This is a genomic window from Labilibaculum euxinicum (assembly GCF_963678175.1).
In the GTDB taxonomy this organism is placed as follows: domain Bacteria; phylum Bacteroidota; class Bacteroidia; order Bacteroidales; family Marinifilaceae; genus Labilibaculum; species Labilibaculum euxinus.
In genome coordinates this window covers 3626424-3650683 of sequence record NZ_OY782756.1, presented here as the reverse complement: position 1 = coordinate 3650683, position 24260 = coordinate 3626424, and the positions used below count along the sequence as shown (strand labels likewise).

The window sequence follows — 24260 nt, the reverse complement described above, 5'->3', positions numbered from 1 at the left end:
ATGTGATTATACGTCTAAATATTTAGCATTATCTGGTTTTATGGTATAGGCGAATATAGAAAAACAATAAAAGTACTTATCTTCTAAGGATGAAATTAATTTTTTATTTGGGATGTTATTTTTATTTGATATTTCAGATGATGTCACAAACAATGATTTAATGAAGAAACTTATTATACTTTACCTGTTTTTATTGGTCATTTCAGTTCAGGCGCAAGTTACAACTGAAATCACCGGATACGTAAAAGACAAAACCGATCTTCCTTTAATTGGAGCTTCGGTGTATCTCGAAAATACCACCAAAGGTGCTGTTACTGATGCAAATGGATATTATAAACTAGTTAATGTAAGCCCGGATACTTATAATTTAGTAGTTAGCCATTTAGGTTATGATAGTCAAACCCGTTACAATATCGAGGTGAAATCGGTTGGAAATCAATTGTATAATTTTACCCTTTTGGAACAAAGTCAAAATTTATCCGAAGTAATCGTATCCAATCAAAATAAGGTAACACGACCCCGCGAAACGCCGCTTTCTACTCAGACTTTAAGTGCCGTTGAAATTGCAACTTATCCCGGAGGAAATAACGATGTTGTTCGTGTTGCGCAGTCTTTGCCGGGGATATCTCCTTCGCCGGGTGGATTTCGTAATGATTTAATTATTAGAGGTGGAGCTCCCAACGAATCAGTTTACTATTTGGATGGAGTAGAGATTCCCAACATCAATCACTTTAGCACTCAAGGCAGCTCAGGTGGTCCGGTGGGGATTTTAAATGTCTCCTTCATTGATAATGTAAATTTGGCAACATCTGCTTTTGGCAGTCAATATGATAATCCGCTTTCAGGAGTACTTCAGTTTGAACAGCGCCAAGGAAATCAGAGAAAACACAATACTAACTTTCGCCTGAGTGCCAGCGAGGCTGCGCTTACGCATGAAGGTCCTCTTTTTAAGGGTGATAAAGAAGAGAGCAAAACTTCCTATATCGTCTCAGTGCGTCGGTCATACCTACAGTTTTTATTTAAAATGATTGGGTTGCCCATTCGTCCCGATTATTGGGATTATCAATACAAAATCACTCATAAAATAGACAAATACAATACGCTGAATTTAATTGGAGTAGGGTCGATAGATGATTTTGCTGTAGAGGGATCGGGAAGCATTGATGAGAATGAGCAATCGACACTTGATCAGACTCCGTTTATCGAACAACAAACCAATACCATTGGTGCAAGTTGGAAGATGCGTTTTAAAAGTGGAAAAGGTTTTATGCAGTCTACCATCAGTAACAATTTACTGATCAATGATTTTTCGAGATATGGTGATAATATAAATCAAGCAGATCTGTATTTTAGGAATGATTCTCGTGAAATGGAAACCAAGCTGCGATATGGCCTGACCTACTTTGTTAAGGATTGGAAATTTGTTGGTGGTTTTAATATACAACGAAGTGACTACAAAAATGAAACTGTTGATTTGATTGACGGATTTCAGTACGATACGAAAATTGATTTTTTGAAGTACGGGTTGTTCGCTAATGTTACAAAATCGTTTCTGGATCAGAAACTGGACTTTTCTTTTGGTTTTAGAACCGATGGCGATAGTTTTACTCAAGGCAATGATTTATTTGCCACTTTCTCTCCACGATTGGCTTTGTCCTACGAATTCGCCGACGACTGGAAAATCAACGCAAGTGTAGGACGATACTACAAACTACCACCATATACCATACTTGGTTACAAAGAAAATGGAGTGTTTCTAAATAAAGATGTGGATTATACCAGTAGTGATCATTATGTATTGGGTTTCGAGCGAATTCTTGGTCCTTCTTCAAATATTAGTGTAGAAGGGTTTTACAAACGCTATGAAGATTATCCCGTTTCAGTTCGCGATCGGGTTTCATTAGCGAATAACGGAGCCGATTTTAATGTGCTGGGAAACGAAGAGGTAGAATCAGTTGGTAAAGGGAGAAGTTACGGCTTGGAATTTTTGTTTCAGCAGAAGTTGAGCCATCGCTTTTATGGTATCTTTTCCTATACTTTTTTCTACAGCGAATTTACCGGCTTCGATCGAAGGAAGTATTTACCATCGGTGTGGGACAGCCGGCATTTAGTGTCTTTTACAGGAGGATACAAACTCAAAAAAAACTGGGAAGTAAGTGCTCGTTATCGATTTGCAGGCGAAACCCCAATTGTTCCAATAAATATTGAGGAAACTACCGCCCGTTATCCGGATATTGTTTTGGATTACAGTCGGCTGGGGAAAGAAAAGTTGGGTGTATTCAGCCAACTGGATGTACGTATCGATAAAAAGTGGAATTTTAAAAAACTTTCGTTGGAGTTGTTTTTTGAAATACAAAACCTGTTGATGCGTAATTCTCCGGAGGCCCTCAAATACGTTCTTCAAAGAAATGATATGGGAAGTATAATAGAACCTCGTAATCTGGTTCAGGTTGTAAAGGAAGATGGGAAGCCAATTCCCACCATTGGTTTTGTTATTGATTTTTAAAGGAAGCTTAGTTAGTTCTCCTTTTTCGAATTCTTTTTGAGATTAAAGAGGTAAATAATACTTTGGGATATCAGGGAGAAAGGTAGTTCTCCTATGTAAAATATCTCAGTTAGATGACATTTTAAATTGCAGCGAAAACTGCCCAATAGACGATCCTTTTTTTTTGTGTATAAAACGGGTAAACAAGCTCGTTTTTTTTATATAATTATTAGGATATGTGATGTTTGTGTTATGTATATAAAATCAGAACATAAACAGGTATTTGCAAATGGGAAAAGAAGAAGGGGGCTTGGAAAGACTAAAAAATTAATATTAATTTGTTGCTAAAATAACCACACAATGAACCAAACCCCTGATAAAATTATTATTATCGATAATAATGAATCACTAAGCTACAATTCATTATTTAATGAAATGTATGCCGGGCTTTGTTTATTCTCCGAGCGGTTTTTGATGGTTTCGAGCGAAGGAGAGGATTTGGTTCAGGAAGTATTTGTGAAATTGTGGGCTAAATTTGATGATTTTGATTCTTTAAATGCCATTAAAGCATATTTATATCAGGCAACTAGAAATGCTTGCTTGAATTCCATACGTCACGAAAAGGTAAAACGAAAGTATGAAGCCGAGCAGGTTCATCAAGTTGAATCGGAAACCTATTTTTTGAAGCAGGTGGTAGAAGAAGAGACAAGTCGTATTATTGCCAATTCTATTGATGAGCTTCCTCCGCAGTGCAAGAAGATATTACAATTAAGCATGCAGGGTTTAAAAAATCAGGAAATTGCTGAGGACCTGGGGATTTCTGTAAATTCGGTAAAAACACAAAAAAGTATTGCCTACAAAACACTCCGTTCCAAACTTCAAAATATCTTCGATATCGTAATGTATATCATGTGGATGTAAATTTTTGTATCTTTTTCTTGATCATTCTTCACCCTCTTTTTTAAGTTGGGTGTTCTAATTTATACAAGAAGAAGAAATGAAGAACACACAGGAACATATAAAACTAGCTCAACTACTTGCAAAACAACTTGCCGGTGAATTGTCTGATGCTGAAATAAAACAATTGACACTTTTCGAAAAAGAGGAAGATAAAAATGAGATCCTTTCATCGGTAAGAGAAAAAGGAATTGATTTTGACCGCTTGAAGAGGTATCAGACTTTTAATCTTGAAGAAGCCCGTAAAAAGGTAGATTGGAAGATTCAATTCAGGCTTAAAAGCAAGAAAATAAATTTCGCAAAAATACTTCGTTATGCAGCCATACTGGCTTTGCCGTTAGCTCTTGCAGTATACATGTTGTATTTAACTGATGTTACCCAACCTGATGGAGTGGGACAGACAACTATTGAAATTAAACCAGGTGAAACAAAGGCTCAGTTGTATCTTTCAGATGGAAGAATTGTAGATTTAGAGAAGCAGCAGAAGGATTTAATAAGAGAGACTGACGGTTCTGTAATCGAAAAAGACAGTCTGGGTTTAAATTATCAGACCAATACTCTTGATATCGAACCGGAACGTATTGCTGAAAATGTGATAGTAACTCCGGTTGGAGGTGAATATCAGTTAACCCTATCCGATGGAACAAAAGTCTGGATGAATGCAAAGTCTGAAATTCGTTATCCTGTTCGGTTTATCGGAAATACCAGAAAAGTGAAAATTTCAGGGGAGGTGTACTTTAAGGTGGCTAAAGATGCACGAAAACCTTTTATTGTTGATGTAAACGATGTTGAGGTAAAAGTTTTAGGAACACAATTCAATATTATGGCTTATCCTGACGAGAGAAGCATACAAACTACCCTTGTTGAAGGTGCTGTAAGCCTAAAAGCAAAAGAATTATCCGGAAAAACCACATCAGTGGGTTTGAGTCCTGGCCGGCAGGCCGATTACGATCGCTTTTCAAAAAATGTTGAAATCAAAGAAGTAGATGTTGACAGGTTTATTGCCTGGAAAAACGGAAAGTTTGTTTTCGAAAAAGAGAGTTTAAACGATATTATGAGAAGGTTAGAGCGCTGGTATGATATTAAAGTGTTCTTCCAAAGTAATGAGCTGAAAAATATGCGTTTTAGCGCCAGAATTGACAGATACGGCAATATCAATGATATTTTGGAGAAAATGCAGCAAACAACAAATATTAACTTTGATATAAAAAATAATATTATTCAAATTAAAAAGAAGTAAACCCTTAAAACCCGAAATGAAAAAAAAACAGGGAGTGCGGCAACATCCCCTGTCTTAAAATCAAATAAAGTATTCCATTGGAATACAATGTTTAATCTAACCAAAACAAATTTATGAAAAAATTAGTCTTGTACAAAGTTTTTCCTCTCGGGGAAGAGCTTCGGAAATTAATTCGCATTATGAAAATCACCGGTTTTTTAATTTTAATAGCCAGTTTGCAGATTTCTGCAAGTGTATATTCTCAGCAAACTACTTTTACGGTTGAGTTTAAAGATGCGGACATTTATGATATGATGCAGGAAGTTAAAAACAGCAGTGAATTTGATTTTCTTTATTCGGATGATGAAATTGAAGGCGTTAAAATTAACAATGCTGAATTTTACGGATCGCATGTAGAAGAAATTCTAAACGAATGTTTGAAAGGAACGAAAATTACTTACAAGATTGAAGATAAAGTAATTCTTTTGATGCCAGCGCCTCCAAAACCCAATCTTGATGAATCTGCGCAAGAGAAGGAGGTACATGGTACTGTTACCGATGAAAATGGCATTCCTTTACCCGGAGTATCTGTTGTTATCAAAGGAACCACAATTGGTGCAGCAACTGATATTGATGGTAACTATACAATTTCATTTGATAATGAGGATGTTGTTTTTGTATATTCTTTTGTAGGAATGCTTCCACAGGAAATTGCTTACAATGGACAAGCATTACTAAATATTGCACTTAAGGCAGACTCAGAACAAATGGATGAAGTGGTAGTAACAGGTTATCAAACCATTTCCAAAGAGCGGTCAACCGGATCATTTTCGAAAGTAACCAGTAAAAGTCTGGAGACCCGAAGATTGAATAGCTTGGCTGATGTTTTGGAAGGACAGATCGCTGGGTATTCCGATGGAATTATTCGTGGTGTATCCACCATGAATGCCATGGCTTCACCATTGTATGTAATTGATGGTTTTCCGGTTGAGAATACAAGCATTGATAATTATGGAAATGTTACAGAAAATACACCAGACCTTAATATTGAAGATATTGAGAGCATTACCATTTTGAAGGATGCCGCAGCAGCTTCGATTTACGGAGCCAGAGCTGCCAATGGAGTGGTGGTTATTGTAACCAAAAAAGCTCAAAAAGGAAAAGTTCAAGTTGATTTTTCCAGTACAGTTACCTGGAAACCTTACGATTATTATACTGGAAATTTAACCAATTCGGCTGATGTTATTGAGTTGGAAAAAGAATGGGCAGCCTCTAATCCGGAATTAAATAATGGACTGCTTCGTGCTCAGGCAGAGGCTGACAATCGTCGAAACAATTACAAATGGCCAAGTGCAGGGGTAGATGTTCTGTTGGATATGTATTCAGGTGCAATTTCAGAAAGCGATGCCAATGCGAAGTTATCAGAACTTGCTTCAAGAGGATTTCAGTTCTACGATGATGTGGCCAAGTATGCAAAACGTGATCTGTTTTATCAGCAATACAATTTAAGTATTGGAAAAGCGACCGAACTAAATAATTTTAAGTTTTCGGCTACTTACAAAAAGAACAAAGAGGAAGATATTTATTCGAATAGCGATCAGCTTGGTTTAAATATAGCAAACTCTTTACAACTTGCTTCATGGCTAAAAGCTGATGTTGGAGTATATATCAATTACAAGAAGGCTACAGAGCAAACATACAATTTGTTAGACTCTTATAGCGCTGGTTTTACCGGAAGTCCATACGACCGTTTGGTTGATGATAATGGAACCCCTGTAAGCGTTGCTTCTCAGGTTAAAAAGACTGTTCGCGATAATGTTGCAAATTACGGTTTGTACAGTTTAGACTTAACTCCGTTGGATGAATTGAGCAGAAAACTGGGCAAAAGGAAAGAATTCAGCAACAGAACCTATGCAAAATTGAATGTAAAGATTACTCCATGGTTGAACTATGATGCTATGTTTCAGTATGAATATGGAGTAAATCGTTATCAACGTCTAAATGAACTGGATTCTTATTCAACCCGCACAACCATTAATAAATTTGCGAGCAATTCGGATGGAAGTGCAGTCTATAATCTTCCCAAAGGAGATATTTACTACAATCATAACCATTTTTCAAATTCTTACAATTTCAGACAACAATTAAATCTGAACAAAACTTTTCAGGAGAAACATCAAATTACATGGATTGTAGGATCGGAGACAAGGCACAGCAAACTGGAATATAATGATCAAACCCGTTATGGTTATGACTCAGATATGCTGACTTCTCAGTATTTGAACCAACCTTTACTGACAGGCGGCTTTTCCGGTTTGATGAATTCATGGGCTTATTTAAATAATAGTGATCTGGCCAGCCAACAAGAGTTGGTTAACCGGTTTGTTTCTTTTTATTCGAATGCAGCCTACAGTTACAATAATAAATACACCTTATCGGGTAGTATTCGTTGGGATCGTTCCAATCTTTGGGGAACTAACTCCAAGTATCAGAACAAACCACTCTGGTCGGTAGGAGCCAATTGGAACGTAAATAGGGAAGATTTCTTTAATGTGGAGTGGGTGAACATGTTGAAACTAAGAACTTCTTATGGTATTGGGGGTAACATTGCAAAAGATGCTGCGCCTTACTTAACAGCCAGTTATTATACCAGTTCCTTAGTTGGGGGTGTTTATGGTAATATTTCTTCGCCACCGAACCCAGATTTACGATGGGAAAAGACAACAACAATAAATGCCGGGGCTGATTTTTCATTGCTCAACAACCGCCTGTCAGGTTCTGTTGATGTTTATAAAAAGAAGAGTGTGGATTTATTAGCCAATCAACAAGGTACACCAACTGAAGGATTTGGATACAATACCCTTGCATTTAATAATGGATCAATGGAGAATAAGGGGTTTGAACTTGCTGTTCAGGCTGATCTTGTTCGTGGAAAGAATTTTTCCTGGAATGCAGGTTTTCTTTTGGGATACAATAAAAATAAAGTGACCAAAATTAATGTGGAAGCACCTTTTTATGTCTTGCAATTTGATTATCCGCAGGAATTTCCCAGAGTGAATAATGCATTTAATGGAATTTATTCCTATAAGTGGGCTGGATTGAATGATCAGGGAGAACCTCAGATTTACGATGTTGATGGGAATAAAACTGCTGAGGATTACACCAACATGGACAACATTCATTTCAGTGGCACCACAGTTCCTAAGTATAGTGGCTCCATCATGAATGGTTTTTCTTATAAGAATTTTGATTTATCAGTTTTGGTGCTATATGCAGGAGGTCATAAAGTTCGTAATACAAACATTCCTAAAATTAATATGGCCGATCCATATGGTTCTGCGATGATAAGTGTAACCAGTAAAGACATTCGAAACAGATGGAAACAAGCAGGAGATGAAAACAAAACGGATGTTCCACGATTACTGTTCTATGGCAATTCTCCAGATTACAGCTATTATCGTGAATCCGTATACAATTACTCAGATATTCATGTGCTGGATGCCTCTTATGTGAAGATAAACAACATCTCATTGGCTTATCACCTGCCTTCAGAATGGTGCAATAAACTAAAATTGGGTAGTGCAAGAGTACAATTTAATGTAGAAAATCTAAAGACTTTTGCTTTTGATAAAAAAGCCGAATATATGTTGGGTGCTAAGGAAAAACCCACATTTGTTGGAGGAGTGTATTTGAGTTTTTAACATTTAAAACAAGAGAATTATGAAATTTAAAATATCATATATTGCAATTATTAGTCTTTTGGCAGCCATGTTGTTCTCGTCTTGCGACAATTACTTGGATGTGTTGCCCAAAGGAGAGAAAATACCAACAAGTTTATCAGATTATGAGGCGTTTGTCCGTAATGAATACAATCATTTAAATGATGCGGAACAAGCCATTAATCTGTTGAATGACGTATACAAGCGGCCAAGTGATTTGAGTTACGTTTCCTTAAGCTCTATCAATTACAATTGGATGGGAAATGAGGATCGTATTATTCAGAACAATTCGGATGAAGCAACTTACTATTATTCCTATGCAGCCATTTCGTATTGGAATTTAATTATCAATAATGTTCCTGATGCAACCGATGCAAGTGATGCCGAAAAACTGGAATTGATTGCTCAGGCCAAGGTATTAAGAGCGATGAACTATTTTCATCTGACTAATTATTATGCAGAGCAATACGATGAAGCAACGGCTGCAACTAAATTATCTGTTCCCTTAATTACAAGTGCCGATATGGGAGCACCTTCGGAGCAGATTAGCATTGCAAAAATGTACGAATTCATTCTTACCGATTTAACAGATGCAATTCCCAATCTACCTATTGAGAGTGCTACTTTGCTGCATCCGGATTTAGGTTGTGGGTATGCAATGCTGGCAAGGGTTTATTTACAGATGGAAGACTATGACAGTGCTCTGAAGTATGCACAGAATGCTTTGGATCAAAACAATAAATTGTTCAATTGGAAGGAATACTACACTGAAAACAAAGAACAAATAGAAAAAGAAGACGATTGGTCAACAAGTTATCCTTCCAAAACCATGACCAGTCCTGAGAATTACATTTTCAGATATGGTTCCAGTACCTATAAAAATTCTGGACAATCGGGAACAAAAGCAGCACTTACATTGTCGAGAGCGGCACAATTTGAAGATGGTGATGCCCGTTTTGCCTCTAAATGGAAGAAAAAGTATCAGGCTCCGGATAGCATTTATTATGGCATACGGTCGGATAAATTTAATGCCGGTGGAATTACAACGCCGGAAATGTATTACATCAAAGCAGAGTGTTTGGCCCGTAAAGGCGGACAAGCCAATTTGGATGAAGCCATGCTAAGCTTAAATACAGTTCGTAAAACCAGAATTTTCGACAATAAATATGCTGATTTAACAGCTTCCTCAACGGCAGAGGCAATAGCTTACATCCGCAAAGATAAAGCAAATGAATACGTGCAGACAGCCATCCCATTTTGGGACATGAAACGTTTTAATAAGGATGTAAATTATGCACAAACTTTAACTAAAGTTTTCGACAATCAAAGTTTGGAATTGTCACCTGATTCGCACATGTGGGTAATGCCGTTCCCAATGGGAGCTACCAGTAATCCGGGCAATGGAACATTGGTGCAAAACACTCCCCGTTAAATAAACAGTATTTTTCCCGGAGAGCTGTTTAAGCACTCCGGGAATTTTAAAGTATTGAGGTTAGGGAATTTGAAAGATACTTAATGTTGTGTCAGTACGACTGTTTTTACCTTAGCTCTGGCGAATAGGAACAACAAACAGATAGATCAAACAAAGTTAAATGCTCAGCAAGAAAAAATTAATCAGCCACATTCAAAATTTGCTGGTTGGTAAATCAGCTATAATTTTATATTAAAATTGAAACAATGAATAAAAGTATTTCAGGATTAGTAGTATTCATTTTCATAGTAATGATTACTGCCTGTTCACAAAAAAACGCAGATTACACATTTAGTGGCGAAATAAGCGGACTGAAAGAGGGAACAAAATTAGAATTGGTGCCTGCTGCAACGCATAATGAAGAAGAGCCTGTTGCCAGTGCAATTGTAAGTAATGGAAAATTTGAATTTTCAGGTAAATTGGAAGAACCACGTTTATATTATCTTCAAGTAGCTGATCAGCTTGGGGTTCTTAAAATAATGCTTGAAAATTCAGAAATCAGCTTAAAAGCAAAGGCTGTTTTTCAGGAAAGTAATAATAGAACTTTTGTTGATTTTTCTGATGTTCAGGTAAGTGGTTCAAATGCAAATGATCTTTATATGGAGAAATTGGCATTTAAAAGTAAATTCGGTGCACTACACGAAAAATATTACAAAGATCATGATGCGATATTAGTCGCCGTAAGAAATGCTAAAAGTAAAGCTATTGCAGATTCGTTAAGAAATACAGATGATTACAAAGCTTTTGCTCAAGCAGAAAAAGACTTTTTTACTAGTCTAGAGAAAACTAGTAATGAGGCTATTTTGGCAAACAAAGATTCATGGTGGGGACCTTTGGTAATGCTGGAGTCGATGAGTTATTTTACCGATGAACAAATTCCTTTGTATGAACAATTTTCGGAGACGGCTAAAAATTCTTACTATGGGCAGTTGGTGAAAAAGGAACTTTATCCGGAAAGAGTTGTAGGTAAACAAGCTCCGGAGTTTACCTTGGCCGACCGGGAAGGAAAAACTTTTAACTCCTTAGAATTAATGGAAGGCAAAAAATACATTCTGATTGATTTTTGGGCATCGTGGTGCGGTCCTTGCCGAAGAGAAATACCAAATTTAAAACACATGTATGAATTGTATGCTTCGAAAGGTTTGCAAATTATCAGTATTTCCAAAGACGAAGATAGAGCCGCCTGGCTAAAAGCTTTAGACAAAGAAAAAATGGCTTGGCCTAATTTGCTGAATAAAAATGACATAGACGATCTTTATTTTGTGAAAATGATTCCAGCTATTTTCCTTGTAGATGCATCAACCGGCAAAGTGATGGATGATAAATTGAGAGGAGAAGGATTGGATCAGAAATTGAAAGAGCTTTTTCAGTAAGCAGACTTATTTTATGTGATTACAAATACGTAGGCAATACGTTTAAAACATCTCCATTTTGGAGGTGTTTTTTTTATGAATAAAGTAAAAGGATTTTAGCCAATTGAATGTTTTCAATAAGCAATCTAAGTAAAAAAACATGAGAGATGATGAAAAGAGTGATGGCCAATATCATTACAGGTATTTATTGAAACAATATCCGGAATAAACAAGGGGGGTGTTTCTTTATGTTTTTATGATTCTTGTTGCGCAACAGAAAGGGCAGACTTGTTTTTTGTAAATCATCTTTCATTTTTGGAAATTCCATTTCTATTTTTGGCTCCTGATGGAAAACGAATTACTATTAAAACAACTGGCGGAAGGAAACAAAAAGGTCTTTAAAAGTATCTTTGAAGACTACTATCGTCCGTTGTGTGGATTTTTTTATTGGTTGAACATATTGTTTGGGATCCTGTATTAAAGCCAGGAAAGATTTTTTTGTAAAAATGCTTTTTTTTTGATGTTTTTTTATAAATCAAAAAGCAAAATAATATATGGTTAAGTTTTAAAAAAGCCTAAACAGGGCGAAGTTCAAAAAAACACCCCTTTTGTTTTGTATTGCTGCTATTTAATAAACAGGTTGTTGCATGTGCTTTAAGCGAAAGGCTAAAAAATGACGTTTTGCTATGTTTAATTTGTTTTGTTAATTATCGTGTGTGTGCTGTTTGGTTTGAAACGCCTGTTTTTATTGTCTGTTCATTGCAGATTTTGTTTTTGTGAAAAATATGGCGTGTAAGTGTTTTTCCGAACAAATTGTATCATGCAGCAATTTGCAAAAGACATTTTACAATTTGCAAATGACCCGTTTGCATTTGCAAAAGACGTTTTTGAAGTTAGTTTTGGCATTTTGGGCGCTCCAAATGGGCCAAATTGTGCCCGTTTTCGTCTCAGAAAAATCCCAATATGCATTTTGAAACTCCCAACATGCATTTTGGAAATTGCAAAATGCCATTTGAAAGTTTCCTGAGAGCCAGATTAAAATGCAATGGATCGTTTCTGATCGGCAAAATGCATTCTCTTCTGCGGAGGTTCTGAACGAAACCAATCAATCAATTTCAAAAAATTAGTTCGTTGTTTTCTTTCCTAGAAATATCAGAACACAAAATAGTGTAAACATATTTTTTATGATTTCCTGTTACAATTAAAAAAAGATAAGTACATTCGGTTTCTAGTAACTATAAGTAATTACAAACCAGTGCTGCTGTTTCGAGGAGTAAGAACAATACTCTTGTTGGAAACTAATTTAGGATGCATTTGAGGCCTTAACAACCAAGCAGACGATTGAAAAATGAAGTTCAACAAAAACGAAACAAACTTAGGTCTTACTCCCTATGTTTCAGAAAATGTTGATAACAAATAACCCCGATGAGTTGGGGCCAGCAAACCAATTATTGTTTTGCAATTTTATTTAAAGAACATAGGATGTGTACATTTACTGGCCTGTACAGGTAGCTATATACACTTACACCTCTCTATGAGATGGATAAGTGTATGTTTTAAGATTGATAAAAGAAATATAAGTGTACATACACATTCACAAGCGTTGTGTGCAAGGTTAAGAGCGTAAACTGCAAATAATGATAGTTAAAGACAATAGAATTGAAAAAAGCCCACATGGGAATACAGTAATATGGAGATATTTAAGTCTCGATAAATTCTTAGATCTTTTGATTTCAAAAGAACTGTTTTTTACTAATGCTGCTCGCATGAGCGATAAATACGAAGGACTTGTTCCTAAAAGAAATCAAGAATATCTAATTAGACAATTGAAAAAGGAAGGTTTTTCTAAAAAAGACGCTGATATTGAAAGTCAAAGTAGATTTTATATGACCAATTCTTTAAAAGAGCTTACTCTAATTAACTGTTGGACTATAGACCAACACGAATCTTATGCTCTTTGGAAAATCTATTTAGGAGGTGCTAAATCTGGAGTTGCAATTAAGACAACCGTTGCGAAATTAAAAAGAGCTATTCAAAAGGGAGTTGACCCTTACGATGAAGATATTTTTATATCAAAGGTTAATTATACTGATTTCATAAAAGAAGGACCTGAAAATAGGTTTAATGTTATAACAACTAAAAATAAGTTTTACGAATATGAGAAGGAATTAAGATTATTTATTTTTCATTATCCTTTATCTGAGGGTGGTGAAGTTCCTCCTTACAAAGTTTCAATAGGACGTAGGTTTAAAGTTGATATAAATGAATTGATTGATGAGCTTTATTTAAGTCCATTCACAGGACGTTGGTTTGATAATTCAATGATAGAATTGATAAAGCAATTGAATCCTAAAATAAGTGAACGGATTAAAAATTCAGAAATATTAGATGAATAAAACCCAGCACACAACAAAAGCTAAATTTCATGGGCGGTTGGAATTGCTCGAGAGTTAGTTCAATTAAGAAACACCAGCAAGCCACTTTAACTGGTTTGCGTAAAAATATAAACAAATTTATGCGGCTTGCTTTCGTGCGATTTGAAAGGTCGGTTCTTTTAAATCGCCCACGAAACTTAGCAAGCCCGTCAGACTGTCTAAAAACCTTGATAAGTTGTTGATAAGTTATAATTGCTGTATTTGGCAGGTTTTCAACACTTTGTTATCTTATGGTATGAGATTTATACAAGGACAAGACAGAACACAAACTCATCTTTTTCCCATCTCACTGGATCAGTCAATTGCTAAAGACAATGAAGTTCGCTTGATCGACCTGTTTGTTGACAGCCTTGATTTGAATGACTTTGGTTTTAAAGTTGATTTTGATGAAAACGGACGACCGGCTTACCGTCCATCGGATTTACTCAAACTCTACATTTATGGGTATCTGAACAGAACCCGCTCCTCCCGGGGTTTAGAGAAAGAGTGTGCGAGAAACATAGAAGTTATGTGGTTGCTCAGGTGCTTAAGCCCTGACCACAATACCATCTCCAACTTTAGACGGGACAATCCCAAAGCAATAAAAAAAGTATTCCGGCAAACCGTTCAACTGGCCAAACACTTTAATTTGATTGGAGGAAAATTGCTGGCCGGTGACAGCACCAAACTCAGGGCACAAAACAGCAAGAAAAACAACTTCAATCAAAAAAAGATTGACTGTCATTTAGCTTATATTGAGAACAAGCTTTCGGAGTATGAAAAGGCATTGGCAGAAAGTGACGGCGATAAAAAAAAGATCATCGAAGAAGAAATCAGCAAACAAACTGATCGGAAAAAGGAGTATCAAAATATAGAGAGTCAAATCAAGCAAACAGGTCAGCCTCAAATCTCTACTTCCGATCCTGACAGCCGTCAGATGATTACCCGTAATAACATTACCGAAGTCGCTTATAACATACAAACCACGGTTGATGCAGAAAACAACATCCCCATCGATTACAAAGTAACAAATGCCAACGACAGCAAAGCCATGGGTAATATGCTGCAGCGTGCAAAAACGATTTTACGAAGCAACCAATTCACGGCTCTTTACGATAAAGGTTACCATACCGGTTCAGAATTCGCTGTCGCGGATCGATTGGGTATTGAAACCATAGTAGCCATACCCAGAGTGGCAGCACAAGCACCGAATCCAGAATATAATGTAGACAATTTCGGATACAACAAGCAGGAGGATTATTATACCTGTCCGCAAAACCAACAACTAAGAACTAACGGAAGATGGCACCAGGCCAGAACCTACCAGTTTAAACGCTATACGACCAAAGCCTGTGCAAACTGCAGTGTAAAAGACCAATGCAGCAAGGCAGTCTGTGGAAAGGCAATACAACGCAGCGAATACCAGGATCTCATTGAGGTAAACAAACAACGCGCAGATCAGAATCAAACTTATTACAAACGACGGCAGGCAATAGTCGAACATCCTTACGGAACCATAAAACGACAATGGGGCTTCGATCACATTATGACAAAAAAAGGCATCGCAAGGGCAAGTGCCGATGTGGGCTTACAAATGACCGCCTACAACCTGCGCCGCTTAATCAATATTATTGGCCTGAAAACCCTTATGGAATGGGCAATACAGCAATTATCTTATTTTCTTGAATTAATACTGCTGTTAAAGTTAAGTGTCGCCCAAATAAGAAGCTCAATTCTATTTCCAAATAAAAGCATTTTCAATTTTTATGTATCCCTAAAACCGCTATATTTAACACTTAATTGAGCAGTTTGATGAGTTTTTAGACAGACTGCCGTTGTGTGCCATTTAAAAAGAGCTTTGTAGCATGATAGAAGTTAAACCAAGAAATGAATATAGTAATTCGACTCCAGCAAATTCTGAGTATCAGATTTTGGGTCATCCGTCGGGAAATTTAAGTAAATCAATTGAATTAGCTCTTTTTAATGAGCATAGGTTTGCGTTCTATTATTGGTTAAAATGGAATCTTAAGAAAGATTTAAAAATAGTACCAGATTTAATAACTTTTGACTGGCATCAGGATTTAGCATACCCATGTGAAACAATAAAAAGTGAGCTTGAGAATCTTGATTTAAATAACAAATTTGAAATTTCTTTCTTTTCTTGGGCTAGGCTCAATTCATTAAATGACGACCATATTTTAGCTGCAACGTACTTGAATCAACTAAATGATATTTGGGTAGTTTGCAAACAAAATCATTTTTCGGACTGGGATGATGAGGAAATTATTGATTTCCAGGGGAATAAACATGCAATTAGAAAATTTCCAAATAAAGACAGGCTATTTGAGCAATTAGTTAACGGCAAAATTTCAAATGTATACTTAGACATAGACCTTGATTATTTTACGATTGAGAATTCGACATCGAATGACAAGCAAAAATTCACTTATATGAGAAAAATGGAAATTGAAGATATATTCTCAATTGACAGTGATTTTATGAAGTGGCTTTTTCAAAGAATTGACGGATTTACCATAGCTTTAGAACCAGAACACACAGGAGGTATTTCAAAATCTTTAAAATACTTATCTCTATTGAATAAAATTCTATTTGAAGGAGAAATCCTTCATCGGGATTGTAATTGGAAACATTTAAAACACAATAAATAGCAGATGGAATATAACGTTATTGATTTAAAACAATATGACATTGTTAGATATCTAAAATGCATTTATTTAGTCAAAGATTTCGCTAAAGATGAAAATGGGAAATATATCTTAAACTATCACTTTAGAACTATTTATAATAGTAATGCAGAACTATATTCTGAGAATACCTATGAACTTTACGGGTTTCACGCAGAGAAGATTAGAAAAGCAACTAAAGATGAAATTAGGTATTTTATTTCAAGAATAAAAAAAGAAAAACCAGACTTTGATTTAAATTATGTTGAAGATGTTTCTCTAGATAAGCCAGATAAAAATATAAATGAAAAGGAATGTATAGATTTCCTTAAAAGTAAGGGATATTTAGTTTACAAACAGATTTAAAAAAATAAAAACGGCACACAACATTTTGTATAAGTAATGGCAGGTGAAGTGCTAAATATCAAGGTTTTTAGCCCGCTCAAACTGCGTAGCGGTTTGATAGGAAATTACCACGCAATCTGCCACTACTCATACAATTTGCCGTTAGCGTTAAGCTGGAAAACTAGATTCAATGAATTTGAAGGATAATATCAGGTTATGAATAATTCACATTTGCACAAAAATATTTTGGTTATCGGTATATTCTTACTTACGATTTGTTCCTCTTGTCAGTATAACGAAAGACAAAAACAGATTAAGATTTTGTTAGCTGACACTTTAAATATAAGTCTGCAAGTTCAAGAAATAGAAATAGATTCTTTGAATTCAGGAATAACAAGGAATCTGAGAGAAATAAAAGAGATGCAGGATTCAATTTCGGTATACTTTAATGAAAACTTTGATGGCGTTCCTGTAACACTAATTCACAATAATATTAACTTATATCAAGACACGCTCCATACTGATCATTCATTAGGATTTTCATCAGCAGTAAAATTTAAGCGTGGTTTGATAGATAACAGTTTTGATTTAAGGATTAATAATAAGAGATATAAATTTAAAGAATCGAACGCCTATAATTTCATACACATATTTAACACTCGGAACGGTTTTGAAATAATTTATACGAATAAAGGATACATATATGAATAAAAAGCCAAACGCTAACAAAAGCTAAATTTCATGGGCGGTGATGCTCGAATTGAAAACTTTGTTCTATTAAGAAACACCAGCAAGCCACCTAGATTTGGTTTGCTTAAAAATATAAACAAATATATGCGGCTTGCTTCCGTGCGATTTGAAAGGATGGTTCTTTAAATTGCCCACGCAACTTAGCAAGCCCGTTAGCTTTCATTTTCAAATGAGTGCGTAAGTCTTAATACATTAAATAAAAAACAAGTCTTATTAATAGGAAAAACATGGGCTTACTTGATAAACGAAACGTTTGGATTTTGACTTACTTCTTTATTGACAACGAAGAATGCAATAGACAGATTTTCGAGGAAAAAATTATTAATAAAAAGAGCCTTATTCGTTCCATTCAGAATTGCAGAGATTGGGAATTAGTTGATGTTTTATTAAACGAACAGAAAATTAAAAATGTCTTTTTGTATAAAGGAAGATATTTGTGTTGTCTTGACAGATTTGTATGTGAAGGTTATGTTGCTCGTGATAGAATGTACGATTATACAATTTACGATCAAGAATACTTTTTAAATAAGTTTCAAATAAAAGAAGTAGACATTGTTGAGATTCAGGTAGTAAAAGATAAGAGTAAGAATTTACTCGGTAGAATTTTCAATCGATCTTTATTTGCAATGGATTTGAAAACAGAAATTATTGAGTAGAAAACGAAAAGCTAACAAAAGTAACCGTTGCACAACCAACTAATATTTCAAAACAGATATAATTAAAGCTCTAAAAACATGTGAATTCACATGTTTTTAGAGCTTCCTTTTTTAGGTTAAAAATCCAGAAACTCTAAATTATTGAAGGCTTAAAAAGGATTTTTCATTTTTATGTATCCTTAAAACCGCTATATTTAAAATTGAATTGAGCAGTTTTATTGGTTTTTTAGTCAAACTGACGTTATAGCCAATGCTGAGAGGTTGCAATAATTCGACATTAAGAGTCAAAAATGGATTTGACCAAACAATATGATGCAGCTAATTTGACTGGAAACATAAAAACAAACAACTACCTGCACTTGCTCTATTGATAGGTTTTTACAATTAGATGATATACTATGCGAATCAGGGGATAACTAATTAATATTTATTTGGATATTTTAAATAAATTTTACATTCTGTTAAAAAAATTAAAGCTCTCCTATTTTCGTTATTTTTATTACGTATTGAGCTTCAGTGGTATAGGAGGCAACTAAAAAATCGAAATATGATTAATTTCAATTCATTGCGAAACCTACACTTTCTTTTCAAAAAGAAAAGAGACAAGCCCTGTTTGGATTCCGAAGTAAAATATCGTGAAATAGTAGAACATTTGCTTGTTGGAGTATATATCATTCAGAATGATTGTTTTAGATACGGTAATAAAAAATTCTGTGAGATTTTCGGATACTCATACGAGGATATTGTGGAAAAAATAAGCCCTGCATCTCTTGCTTTCGGAAGTGATAAAAATATTGTGAAAGAAAATATTAGAAAACTAATTTCCAAAGAATCAAAATCGATGGAGTATGAGTTTCGTGGAGTAAAGAAAGACGGAAGTATAGTATGGATAAAAGCTCTTGGAAATTTAATATCCTATAAAGGAAAACCTGCCATTAGCGGAACACTTATTGATTTTACGGATCGCAAATTGGTTGAAGAAGCGTTGTATATTGGAGAGGAACGCTTCCGTGTAACTCTGGAAGCTACAGAGATTGGAAATTGGGATTGGGATGTGAAAAATGATATTTGGTATGCCTCGCCCATATATTATACGATGCTTGGATATGAGCCGGTAGCCGAACCATCGGACCGAAGGGTTTGGCTTGCCAGAATTCATCCCGAGGACAGGGAATATGTTCGGGCTAAAATAAAGGATATATTAGCTTATAAAGAAGATCGTTATATTTATGAAGCCCGGATATTACACGCTGATGGAAGTTACCGATGGTATCAGGTTATAGGCCATATTATTGAAAAAGACAACCAAGGTAGAATTAAACGTATGGTTGGCATAAGAAAGGATATTACTGACTTTAAACAGGCTGAAGAAGAACTCAAAATAAGTAAGAATCGTTTACGGGCACTAATTGATACGCTCCCCGACCTTATTTGGGTCAAAAACCGGCACGGCGTCTATTTGCAATGCAATCAACGATTTGAACAGCTATATGGAGCTGCAGAAAAAGAAATTGTAGGAAAAACTGATTATGACTTCGTGGGCAAAGAACTGGCCGACTTTTTCAGGCAAAAGGATAACGAAGCCGCTGTTTCAAATAAACCAAGCATAAATGAGGAAGAATTGACTTTTGCCGATGGACATAAGGAAATAATAGAAACAATAAAAACCCCGATATACGAGAGCGATGGAACATTTATGGGCGTATTAGGAATTGGCAGAGATATTACCCAGCGCAAAAAATCAGAACAGGAATTAATCAAAAACGAAGCTTTAATTAGTACTGCTGTTGAAAATCTGCCTATTGTATTTTATTTGATAGACAAAGATGGCATCTTCAATCTTTCCATTGGGGCAGGTCTGAAAGGTATTGGCTTGTTGCCCAATCAGGTAGTCGGGCAATCTGTTTTTGATTTATACAAAGATTTTCCCAAAACATTAGAAGCAATAAATAAAGCGCTTTCAGGTGAATCTGCTCTTTTTGAATCAAATGTTAACGGAGTACACTATTTGAGCATAGTTAATCCTATGTCAATGTCTGATAATCGGGCTGGTATTGTCGGGGTTGGGTTAGATATTACTGACCGAAAGGAAGCAGAGTTTGAATTACTAAAAGCCAAAGAAAAAGCCGAAGAAAGCGACCGGTTAAAATCAGCCTTCCTGGCCAATATGAGTCATGAAATCCGTACTCCCATGAACGGTATTCTAGGCTTTGCCGGCCTGCTTAAAGAGCCGGAATTATCTGGTGAGCAACAAAAGGAGTACATTCGAATTATCGAAGAAAGTGGTGAGCGCATGCTCAACATTATAAACGACATTATTAACATTTCCAAAATAGAATCGGGAATAATTGACATTCACCTTTCCGAAACAAACATAAACAATCAGTTGCAATTTGTTTACGATTCTTTAAAACTCGATGCCTATCATAAAAAACTCAAACTCTCCTTTGTTTGTGAATTGCCTGAATATAAATCTATTACAATAACCGATAGTGAAAAGTTCTATGGAATACTTTCAAATCTGGTTAAAAATGCCTTAAAATATACCGACAAGGGAACGGTAGAGTTTGGATATGCAGTAAAAGGAGAAAAAATGGAATTCTATGTAAAAGATACAGGGATAGGAATTCCAAAAGAAAAGGTTGAAGTCATTTTTGAACGTTTTATTCAAGCTGATATTGCCGATAAAATGGCACGGCAAGGAGCAGGATTGGGATTAGCTATTTCAAAGGCTTACGTAGAAATGTTGGGTGGTAAAATCTGGGTAGATAGTGAAGAATCCAAGGGCTCAACTTTCTTTTTTACACTTCCCTACTACGTTTCTTCAACCATTTAAGAGTAATGGTCGTTCTCAAAATTTGACTCCCGCTGCCGCACATTTTTATCGGGTGATTTGCTCATGATAAGTAAACCGAAAGAATTGAGTGAAATTTTGAATAACTTTGTAAATGAAATAAATCAGCAACTTGAAAACAGACAAGATACTACACATAAAAACAAGGATTGAATGGAGAAACTGGCTTCAGCAAAATTTCAACATTGAGAATGAAGTTTGGTTGGTCTACGCTAAAAAGTCAACCGGTGAACAACGCATACAATACAATGATGCGGTTGAAGAAGCTCTCTGTTTTGGTTGGATTGACAGCACAAATAAAACCCTTGACAAAGACCACACAATTCAGCGGTTTACTCCCAGACAATCTAAGAGCAGTTATTCACAGCCCAATAAAGAACGGCTGAAATGGTTGGCTGAAAAAAATCTGATTCATCATTCCTTTCTTAAAACGGTTCGGGAAATTATTTCAAAAGAGTATGTTTTTCCTTTGGATATTTTAGATGAAATAAAAAAAGACAAAACAGCTTGGAAAAACTTTAAAGATTTTTCGGACTGTTACAAACGAATACGAATTGCATACATTGATAGTGCCAGAAAGCGGCCCGAAGAATTTACCAAACGACTGACAAACTTTATTCAAAAAACACAGGACAACAAACTTATTTCAGGCTTTGGAGGTATTGACAAATACTATTAACCCACACAATGACAAGTAATACTCGACAGAGCTCAAACTGCATAGCGGTTTGATAGGAAAGCTTGCCTGCAAATATGCTGCTACTTATACAATTTAACGTTTACAAAATAGAAGACATCAAATAATTATGAAAATTGATAACCTACTTAAGCAAGTCGAATTCATTAAAGAAATTGATAAGATCAAATACATCCAACGAAAAACAAAACTATTCAATAGCGACAGACATGAAAATGACGCTGAGCATAGTTGGCACCTGGCTATGATGGCTATTGTTTTGTCGGAGCATGCAAATGAGCAAATAGATGTATTGAAAGTATTAAAAATGGTTTTGATCCATGATATTGTTGAAATAGATGCTGGAGATATCTTTATTTATGATTCTGTTAAGAATCACTCTAACACAAAAGAAGAACTGAAAGCGGCGAAAAGAATCTTTGGGATGCTGCCCACTGAACAAGCTCAAGAGTTTATCGCGATTTGGGAGGAATTTGAAGAAGGCGAAACCAATGAAGCCAAATTTGCCAAGGCAATGGACAGATTTGAGCCACTATTACAAAACACCTCTAACAATGGTGGGACGTGGTCTGAATTTAATGTTAAATATGAAAGTGTTTACGACAAAAAGAAGCTTATAAAAAAAGGCTCTAAGTCAATTTGGGGATTTGCTGAGGAACTCATAAACGAAAGCGTAAAAAATGGAATTCTGAAAAAATAGCGTTATATAAATCAGCTGTTATCAAAAGTAACCGCTGCACAACCAATTTCGATTTCTAAAAAATAAGATGTGAGCTTTAAAAACATGCTGATTATCGGGTTTTTAAAGCTTCCTTTTGTAAGTTTTGCTGAAGTTGAATGCTTGGATGTGTTTCTCAAGTGTGATTGAGGTGATGCAGTAAGCAGATGCTAAAATCGTGGGGCAGTGGGGGGCATTGTCCAATTTTATTTTATCCTTTATTTAGAATTATTCTCAGAATCTGAAATCAGTCTTCTAAATAATGTTTTGTTAATTTTAAAAAACAAAAGGATAAAATACTTTTACGTTGTATTTAAGTGGAATAAACAACACAGCAGTAACATGATTGCATATTTGGAAAAAGGAAAATCCAGCCTGCAAAAGCAGGAGTGTGTGGCTGTAAAACATCCCTTCGCAGCCACACACATTATTTTTTGCCAATACACCCCTGATTAACGATGTAGCATTTTGATATTTAGTCCTTTTTGTTTTGACCATCCTTCTTTGTCGGTAAGACTTATAAAAAAATGATAATCACCTTCATCAAATAGCCCGTTTTCATCACCGGATGGAATTGAAATGGACAAGTTGGTTTGATATTCTGTCTGACCGGTGGGAATATCATACTCTTCAATATATAAAAATGGAGTAACCGGGGTTTTGATTGGGTCAGGATTGCATTCCGCAACTTCGGTGCTATGCGAATGGTGATCGAAGTTGTTGTGTATGTCAATGCTGAAAGAACCCAATTCAACATTATCGGAAAACAAAGCTTTCAGATCAAAGGATTCTCCAAAATAAAGGGTATCACAACTTAAGGGAAATGCATCCTGAGCTGTCAAATTAATTATTGGTTTTTCTTTATCTATTTCTTCATCTTTCCCACAAGAGTTAAAAATAATGAGCAGAAAAAGAGGGATAAATATAGCTGTTAAATTTTTCATGCCAGATTTATATTAGAGAGGGTGTCCAAAAAGGAATTATTTGTATTGAATTGTCATATTGGGCAAAGTCGAAACATCCGTTTTTCAAAGTGAAAGATTCTTCGGCCAGCTCAGAATGACAATAGAATGATACTTTTTTGGACACCCTCTAATGATTCTAAAGATTTATTACTATTGGATAATGATTTGAGAATGCCCAGTTTCCCATTGCATCTTTGCTTTTTACAAGGATATAGTAGTTGCCGGATTTCCATGCATTATCTCCCTGAATGGCAACAGGAGTCATATTGTTGTCGTTTGCAGCGCCCACTTCGATAGTGGCTGAGAAATCAGTTTCATCTGGATCTTCAAAATCATGGGTGTGAAGCATTACAATTACCTTAGTATTGGCAGCACCTGAAACATCAGCATCAGCAATCTTATCTGTTTCATAAACCAAAGCTACTACCAAACCAGCCAACGAAATATTATCGGTAATTGAACCTGAAATGGAAATTGTTTCACCATTAGCAAAGTTTTTTCCATTTTCCGGTGATGATGAAATAGTTATTACCGGAGCTTTATCATCAACCATTGCCTCAATTGATACTTCTTCTTCTACCGTTGTCGAGTTGCCATCCATGTCGGTTACAGTAATGTGGCAATGGTATGTACCGGCAAACGTTGTGGCAGGAATATCAACATGCTTATGAAAAGTAGTGTTTTTGAGCCCGGCAAACTCATCATATCCAACTACAATTTCGTCGGTGCTACCTTCCTCCTGGTGAATTTCGACAGTTATTTTGTCTATTTTCCCTTCAGCAACAATTTCTGCTTCGATGTGCAAATCAGCACCTATGTAACCGATATGACTGTCACCTATTCCCAATTCTAAATTACTGACAACAGGTTTTTGAACAGTTTCATCATCATTATTATCACAGGAACTAAAAAAGACAATCCCCATTACTGCTAAAATAAAAGCTATTGATTTAATCTTTGTATTCATAATTTTA

17 protein-coding genes are annotated in these 24260 nt (G+C 35.6%); 15 read left to right on the top strand and 2 right to left on the bottom strand.

The features are described 5' to 3' along the window. Window positions 1-160 precede the first annotated feature (160 nt). From ACY0M5_RS14620 to ACY0M5_RS14550, 15 genes are all read left to right on the top strand, one after another. Complete coding sequence (locus ACY0M5_RS14620) at window positions 161-2506, top strand: TonB-dependent receptor (RefSeq protein ID WP_461629644.1); 2346 nt, start codon at window positions 161-163, stop codon at window positions 2504-2506. A 339-nt stretch (window positions 2507-2845) separates the two neighbouring features. Then, window positions 2846-3406 carry an RNA polymerase sigma-70 factor gene (locus tag ACY0M5_RS14615; protein ID WP_124992872.1) on the top strand — a complete coding sequence of 187 codons (561 nt, stop codon included), beginning with the start codon at window positions 2846-2848 and terminating at the stop codon, window positions 3404-3406. 76 nt (window positions 3407-3482) lie between these two features. Further along, window positions 3483-4682, top strand: coding sequence for a FecR family protein (locus ACY0M5_RS14610; protein ID WP_461629643.1), 1200 nt, complete (start codon window positions 3483-3485; stop codon window positions 4680-4682). 113 nt (window positions 4683-4795) lie between these two features. Then, entirely contained in the window at window positions 4796-8362 is a 3567-nt protein-coding gene (locus ACY0M5_RS14605; protein WP_461629642.1) for a SusC/RagA family TonB-linked outer membrane protein, read from the top strand. Between the two features lie 19 nt (window positions 8363-8381). Beyond that, window positions 8382-9812, top strand: coding sequence for a RagB/SusD family nutrient uptake outer membrane protein (locus ACY0M5_RS14600; RefSeq protein ID WP_461629641.1), 1431 nt, complete (start codon window positions 8382-8384; stop codon window positions 9810-9812). A 245-nt stretch (window positions 9813-10057) separates the two neighbouring features. Continuing rightward, entirely contained in the window at window positions 10058-11224 is a 1167-nt protein-coding gene (locus ACY0M5_RS14595) for a redoxin domain-containing protein (protein ID WP_461629640.1), read from the top strand. A 1616-nt stretch (window positions 11225-12840) separates the two neighbouring features. Continuing rightward, entirely contained in the window at window positions 12841-13599 is a 759-nt protein-coding gene (locus ACY0M5_RS14590; RefSeq protein WP_461629639.1) for a hypothetical protein, read from the top strand. 274 nt (window positions 13600-13873) lie between these two features. Next, entirely contained in the window at window positions 13874-15421 is a 1548-nt protein-coding gene (locus ACY0M5_RS14585; RefSeq protein ID WP_461629368.1) for an IS1182 family transposase, read from the top strand. A gap of 61 nt (window positions 15422-15482) precedes the next feature. Then, window positions 15483-16286, top strand: a complete 804-nt coding sequence (locus ACY0M5_RS14580) for a hypothetical protein (protein ID WP_461629638.1) — start codon at window positions 15483-15485, stop codon at window positions 16284-16286. A 3-nt stretch (window positions 16287-16289) separates the two neighbouring features. Further along, window positions 16290-16667 (top strand): hypothetical protein, encoded by a 378-nt coding sequence (locus ACY0M5_RS14575; protein ID WP_461629637.1) that lies wholly within the window; start codon window positions 16290-16292, stop codon window positions 16665-16667. Between the two features lie 195 nt (window positions 16668-16862). Then, entirely contained in the window at window positions 16863-17357 is a 495-nt protein-coding gene (locus ACY0M5_RS14570) for a hypothetical protein (RefSeq protein ID WP_461629636.1), read from the top strand. Window positions 17358-17623: 266 nt separating this feature from the next. Next, window positions 17624-18052, top strand: coding sequence for a hypothetical protein (locus ACY0M5_RS14565; RefSeq protein ID WP_461629635.1), 429 nt, complete (start codon window positions 17624-17626; stop codon window positions 18050-18052). Window positions 18053-18599: 547 nt separating this feature from the next. Continuing rightward, complete coding sequence (locus ACY0M5_RS14560) at window positions 18600-20888, top strand: PAS domain-containing sensor histidine kinase (RefSeq protein WP_461629634.1); 2289 nt, start codon at window positions 18600-18602, stop codon at window positions 20886-20888. Window positions 20889-21018: 130 nt separating this feature from the next. Continuing rightward, on the top strand, window positions 21019-21585 hold the full coding sequence (locus ACY0M5_RS14555; protein WP_461629633.1) for a YdeI/OmpD-associated family protein: 567 nt from the start codon (window positions 21019-21021) through the stop codon (window positions 21583-21585). A gap of 127 nt (window positions 21586-21712) precedes the next feature. Then, window positions 21713-22303, top strand: coding sequence for an HD domain-containing protein (locus ACY0M5_RS14550; RefSeq protein WP_124994492.1), 591 nt, complete (start codon window positions 21713-21715; stop codon window positions 22301-22303). Between the two features lie 470 nt (window positions 22304-22773). Here ACY0M5_RS14550 and ACY0M5_RS14545 read toward each other — a convergent pair whose 3' ends face one another. Together ACY0M5_RS14545 and ACY0M5_RS14540 are read right to left on the bottom strand one after the other, a co-directional pair. Then, complete coding sequence (locus tag ACY0M5_RS14545) at window positions 22774-23265, bottom strand: DUF4625 domain-containing protein (protein ID WP_461629632.1); 492 nt, start codon at window positions 23263-23265, stop codon at window positions 22774-22776. Window positions 23266-23422: 157 nt separating this feature from the next. After that, window positions 23423-24253, bottom strand: coding sequence for a DUF4625 domain-containing protein (locus tag ACY0M5_RS14540; RefSeq protein WP_461629631.1), 831 nt, complete (start codon window positions 24251-24253; stop codon window positions 23423-23425). Between the last annotated feature and the right edge of the window lie 7 nt (window positions 24254-24260).

Bases quoted from the DNA above. Each gene is read 5' to 3' on its own strand.
- ACY0M5_RS14585 (WP_461629368.1), top strand. From the start codon at position 13,874: ATGAGATTTATACAAGGACAAGACAGAACACAAACTCATCTTTTTCCC.
- ACY0M5_RS14600 (WP_461629641.1), top strand. From the start codon at position 8,382: ATGAAATTTAAAATATCATATATTGCAATTATTAGTCTTTTGGCAGCC.
- ACY0M5_RS14570 (WP_461629636.1), top strand. From the start codon at position 16,863: ATGAATAATTCACATTTGCACAAAAATATTTTGGTTATCGGTATATTC.
- ACY0M5_RS14540 (WP_461629631.1), bottom strand. From the start codon at position 24,253: ATGAATACAAAGATTAAATCAATAGCTTTTATTTTAGCAGTAATGGGG.
- ACY0M5_RS14595 (WP_461629640.1), top strand. From the start codon at position 10,058: ATGAATAAAAGTATTTCAGGATTAGTAGTATTCATTTTCATAGTAATG.
- ACY0M5_RS14620 (WP_461629644.1), top strand. From the start codon at position 161: ATGAAGAAACTTATTATACTTTACCTGTTTTTATTGGTCATTTCAGTT.
- ACY0M5_RS14605 (WP_461629642.1), top strand. From the start codon at position 4,796: ATGAAAAAATTAGTCTTGTACAAAGTTTTTCCTCTCGGGGAAGAGCTT.
- ACY0M5_RS14545 (WP_461629632.1), bottom strand. From the start codon at position 23,265: ATGAAAAATTTAACAGCTATATTTATCCCTCTTTTTCTGCTCATTATT.
- ACY0M5_RS14575 (WP_461629637.1), top strand. From the start codon at position 16,290: ATGGAATATAACGTTATTGATTTAAAACAATATGACATTGTTAGATAT.
- ACY0M5_RS14565 (WP_461629635.1), top strand. From the start codon at position 17,624: ATGGGCTTACTTGATAAACGAAACGTTTGGATTTTGACTTACTTCTTT.
- ACY0M5_RS14615 (WP_124992872.1), top strand. From the start codon at position 2,846: ATGAACCAAACCCCTGATAAAATTATTATTATCGATAATAATGAATCA.
- ACY0M5_RS14590 (WP_461629639.1), top strand. From the start codon at position 12,841: ATGATAGTTAAAGACAATAGAATTGAAAAAAGCCCACATGGGAATACA.
- ACY0M5_RS14560 (WP_461629634.1), top strand. From the start codon at position 18,600: ATGATTAATTTCAATTCATTGCGAAACCTACACTTTCTTTTCAAAAAG.
- ACY0M5_RS14610 (WP_461629643.1), top strand. From the start codon at position 3,483: ATGAAGAACACACAGGAACATATAAAACTAGCTCAACTACTTGCAAAA.
- ACY0M5_RS14580 (WP_461629638.1), top strand. From the start codon at position 15,483: ATGATAGAAGTTAAACCAAGAAATGAATATAGTAATTCGACTCCAGCA.
- ACY0M5_RS14550 (WP_124994492.1), top strand. From the start codon at position 21,713: ATGAAAATTGATAACCTACTTAAGCAAGTCGAATTCATTAAAGAAATT.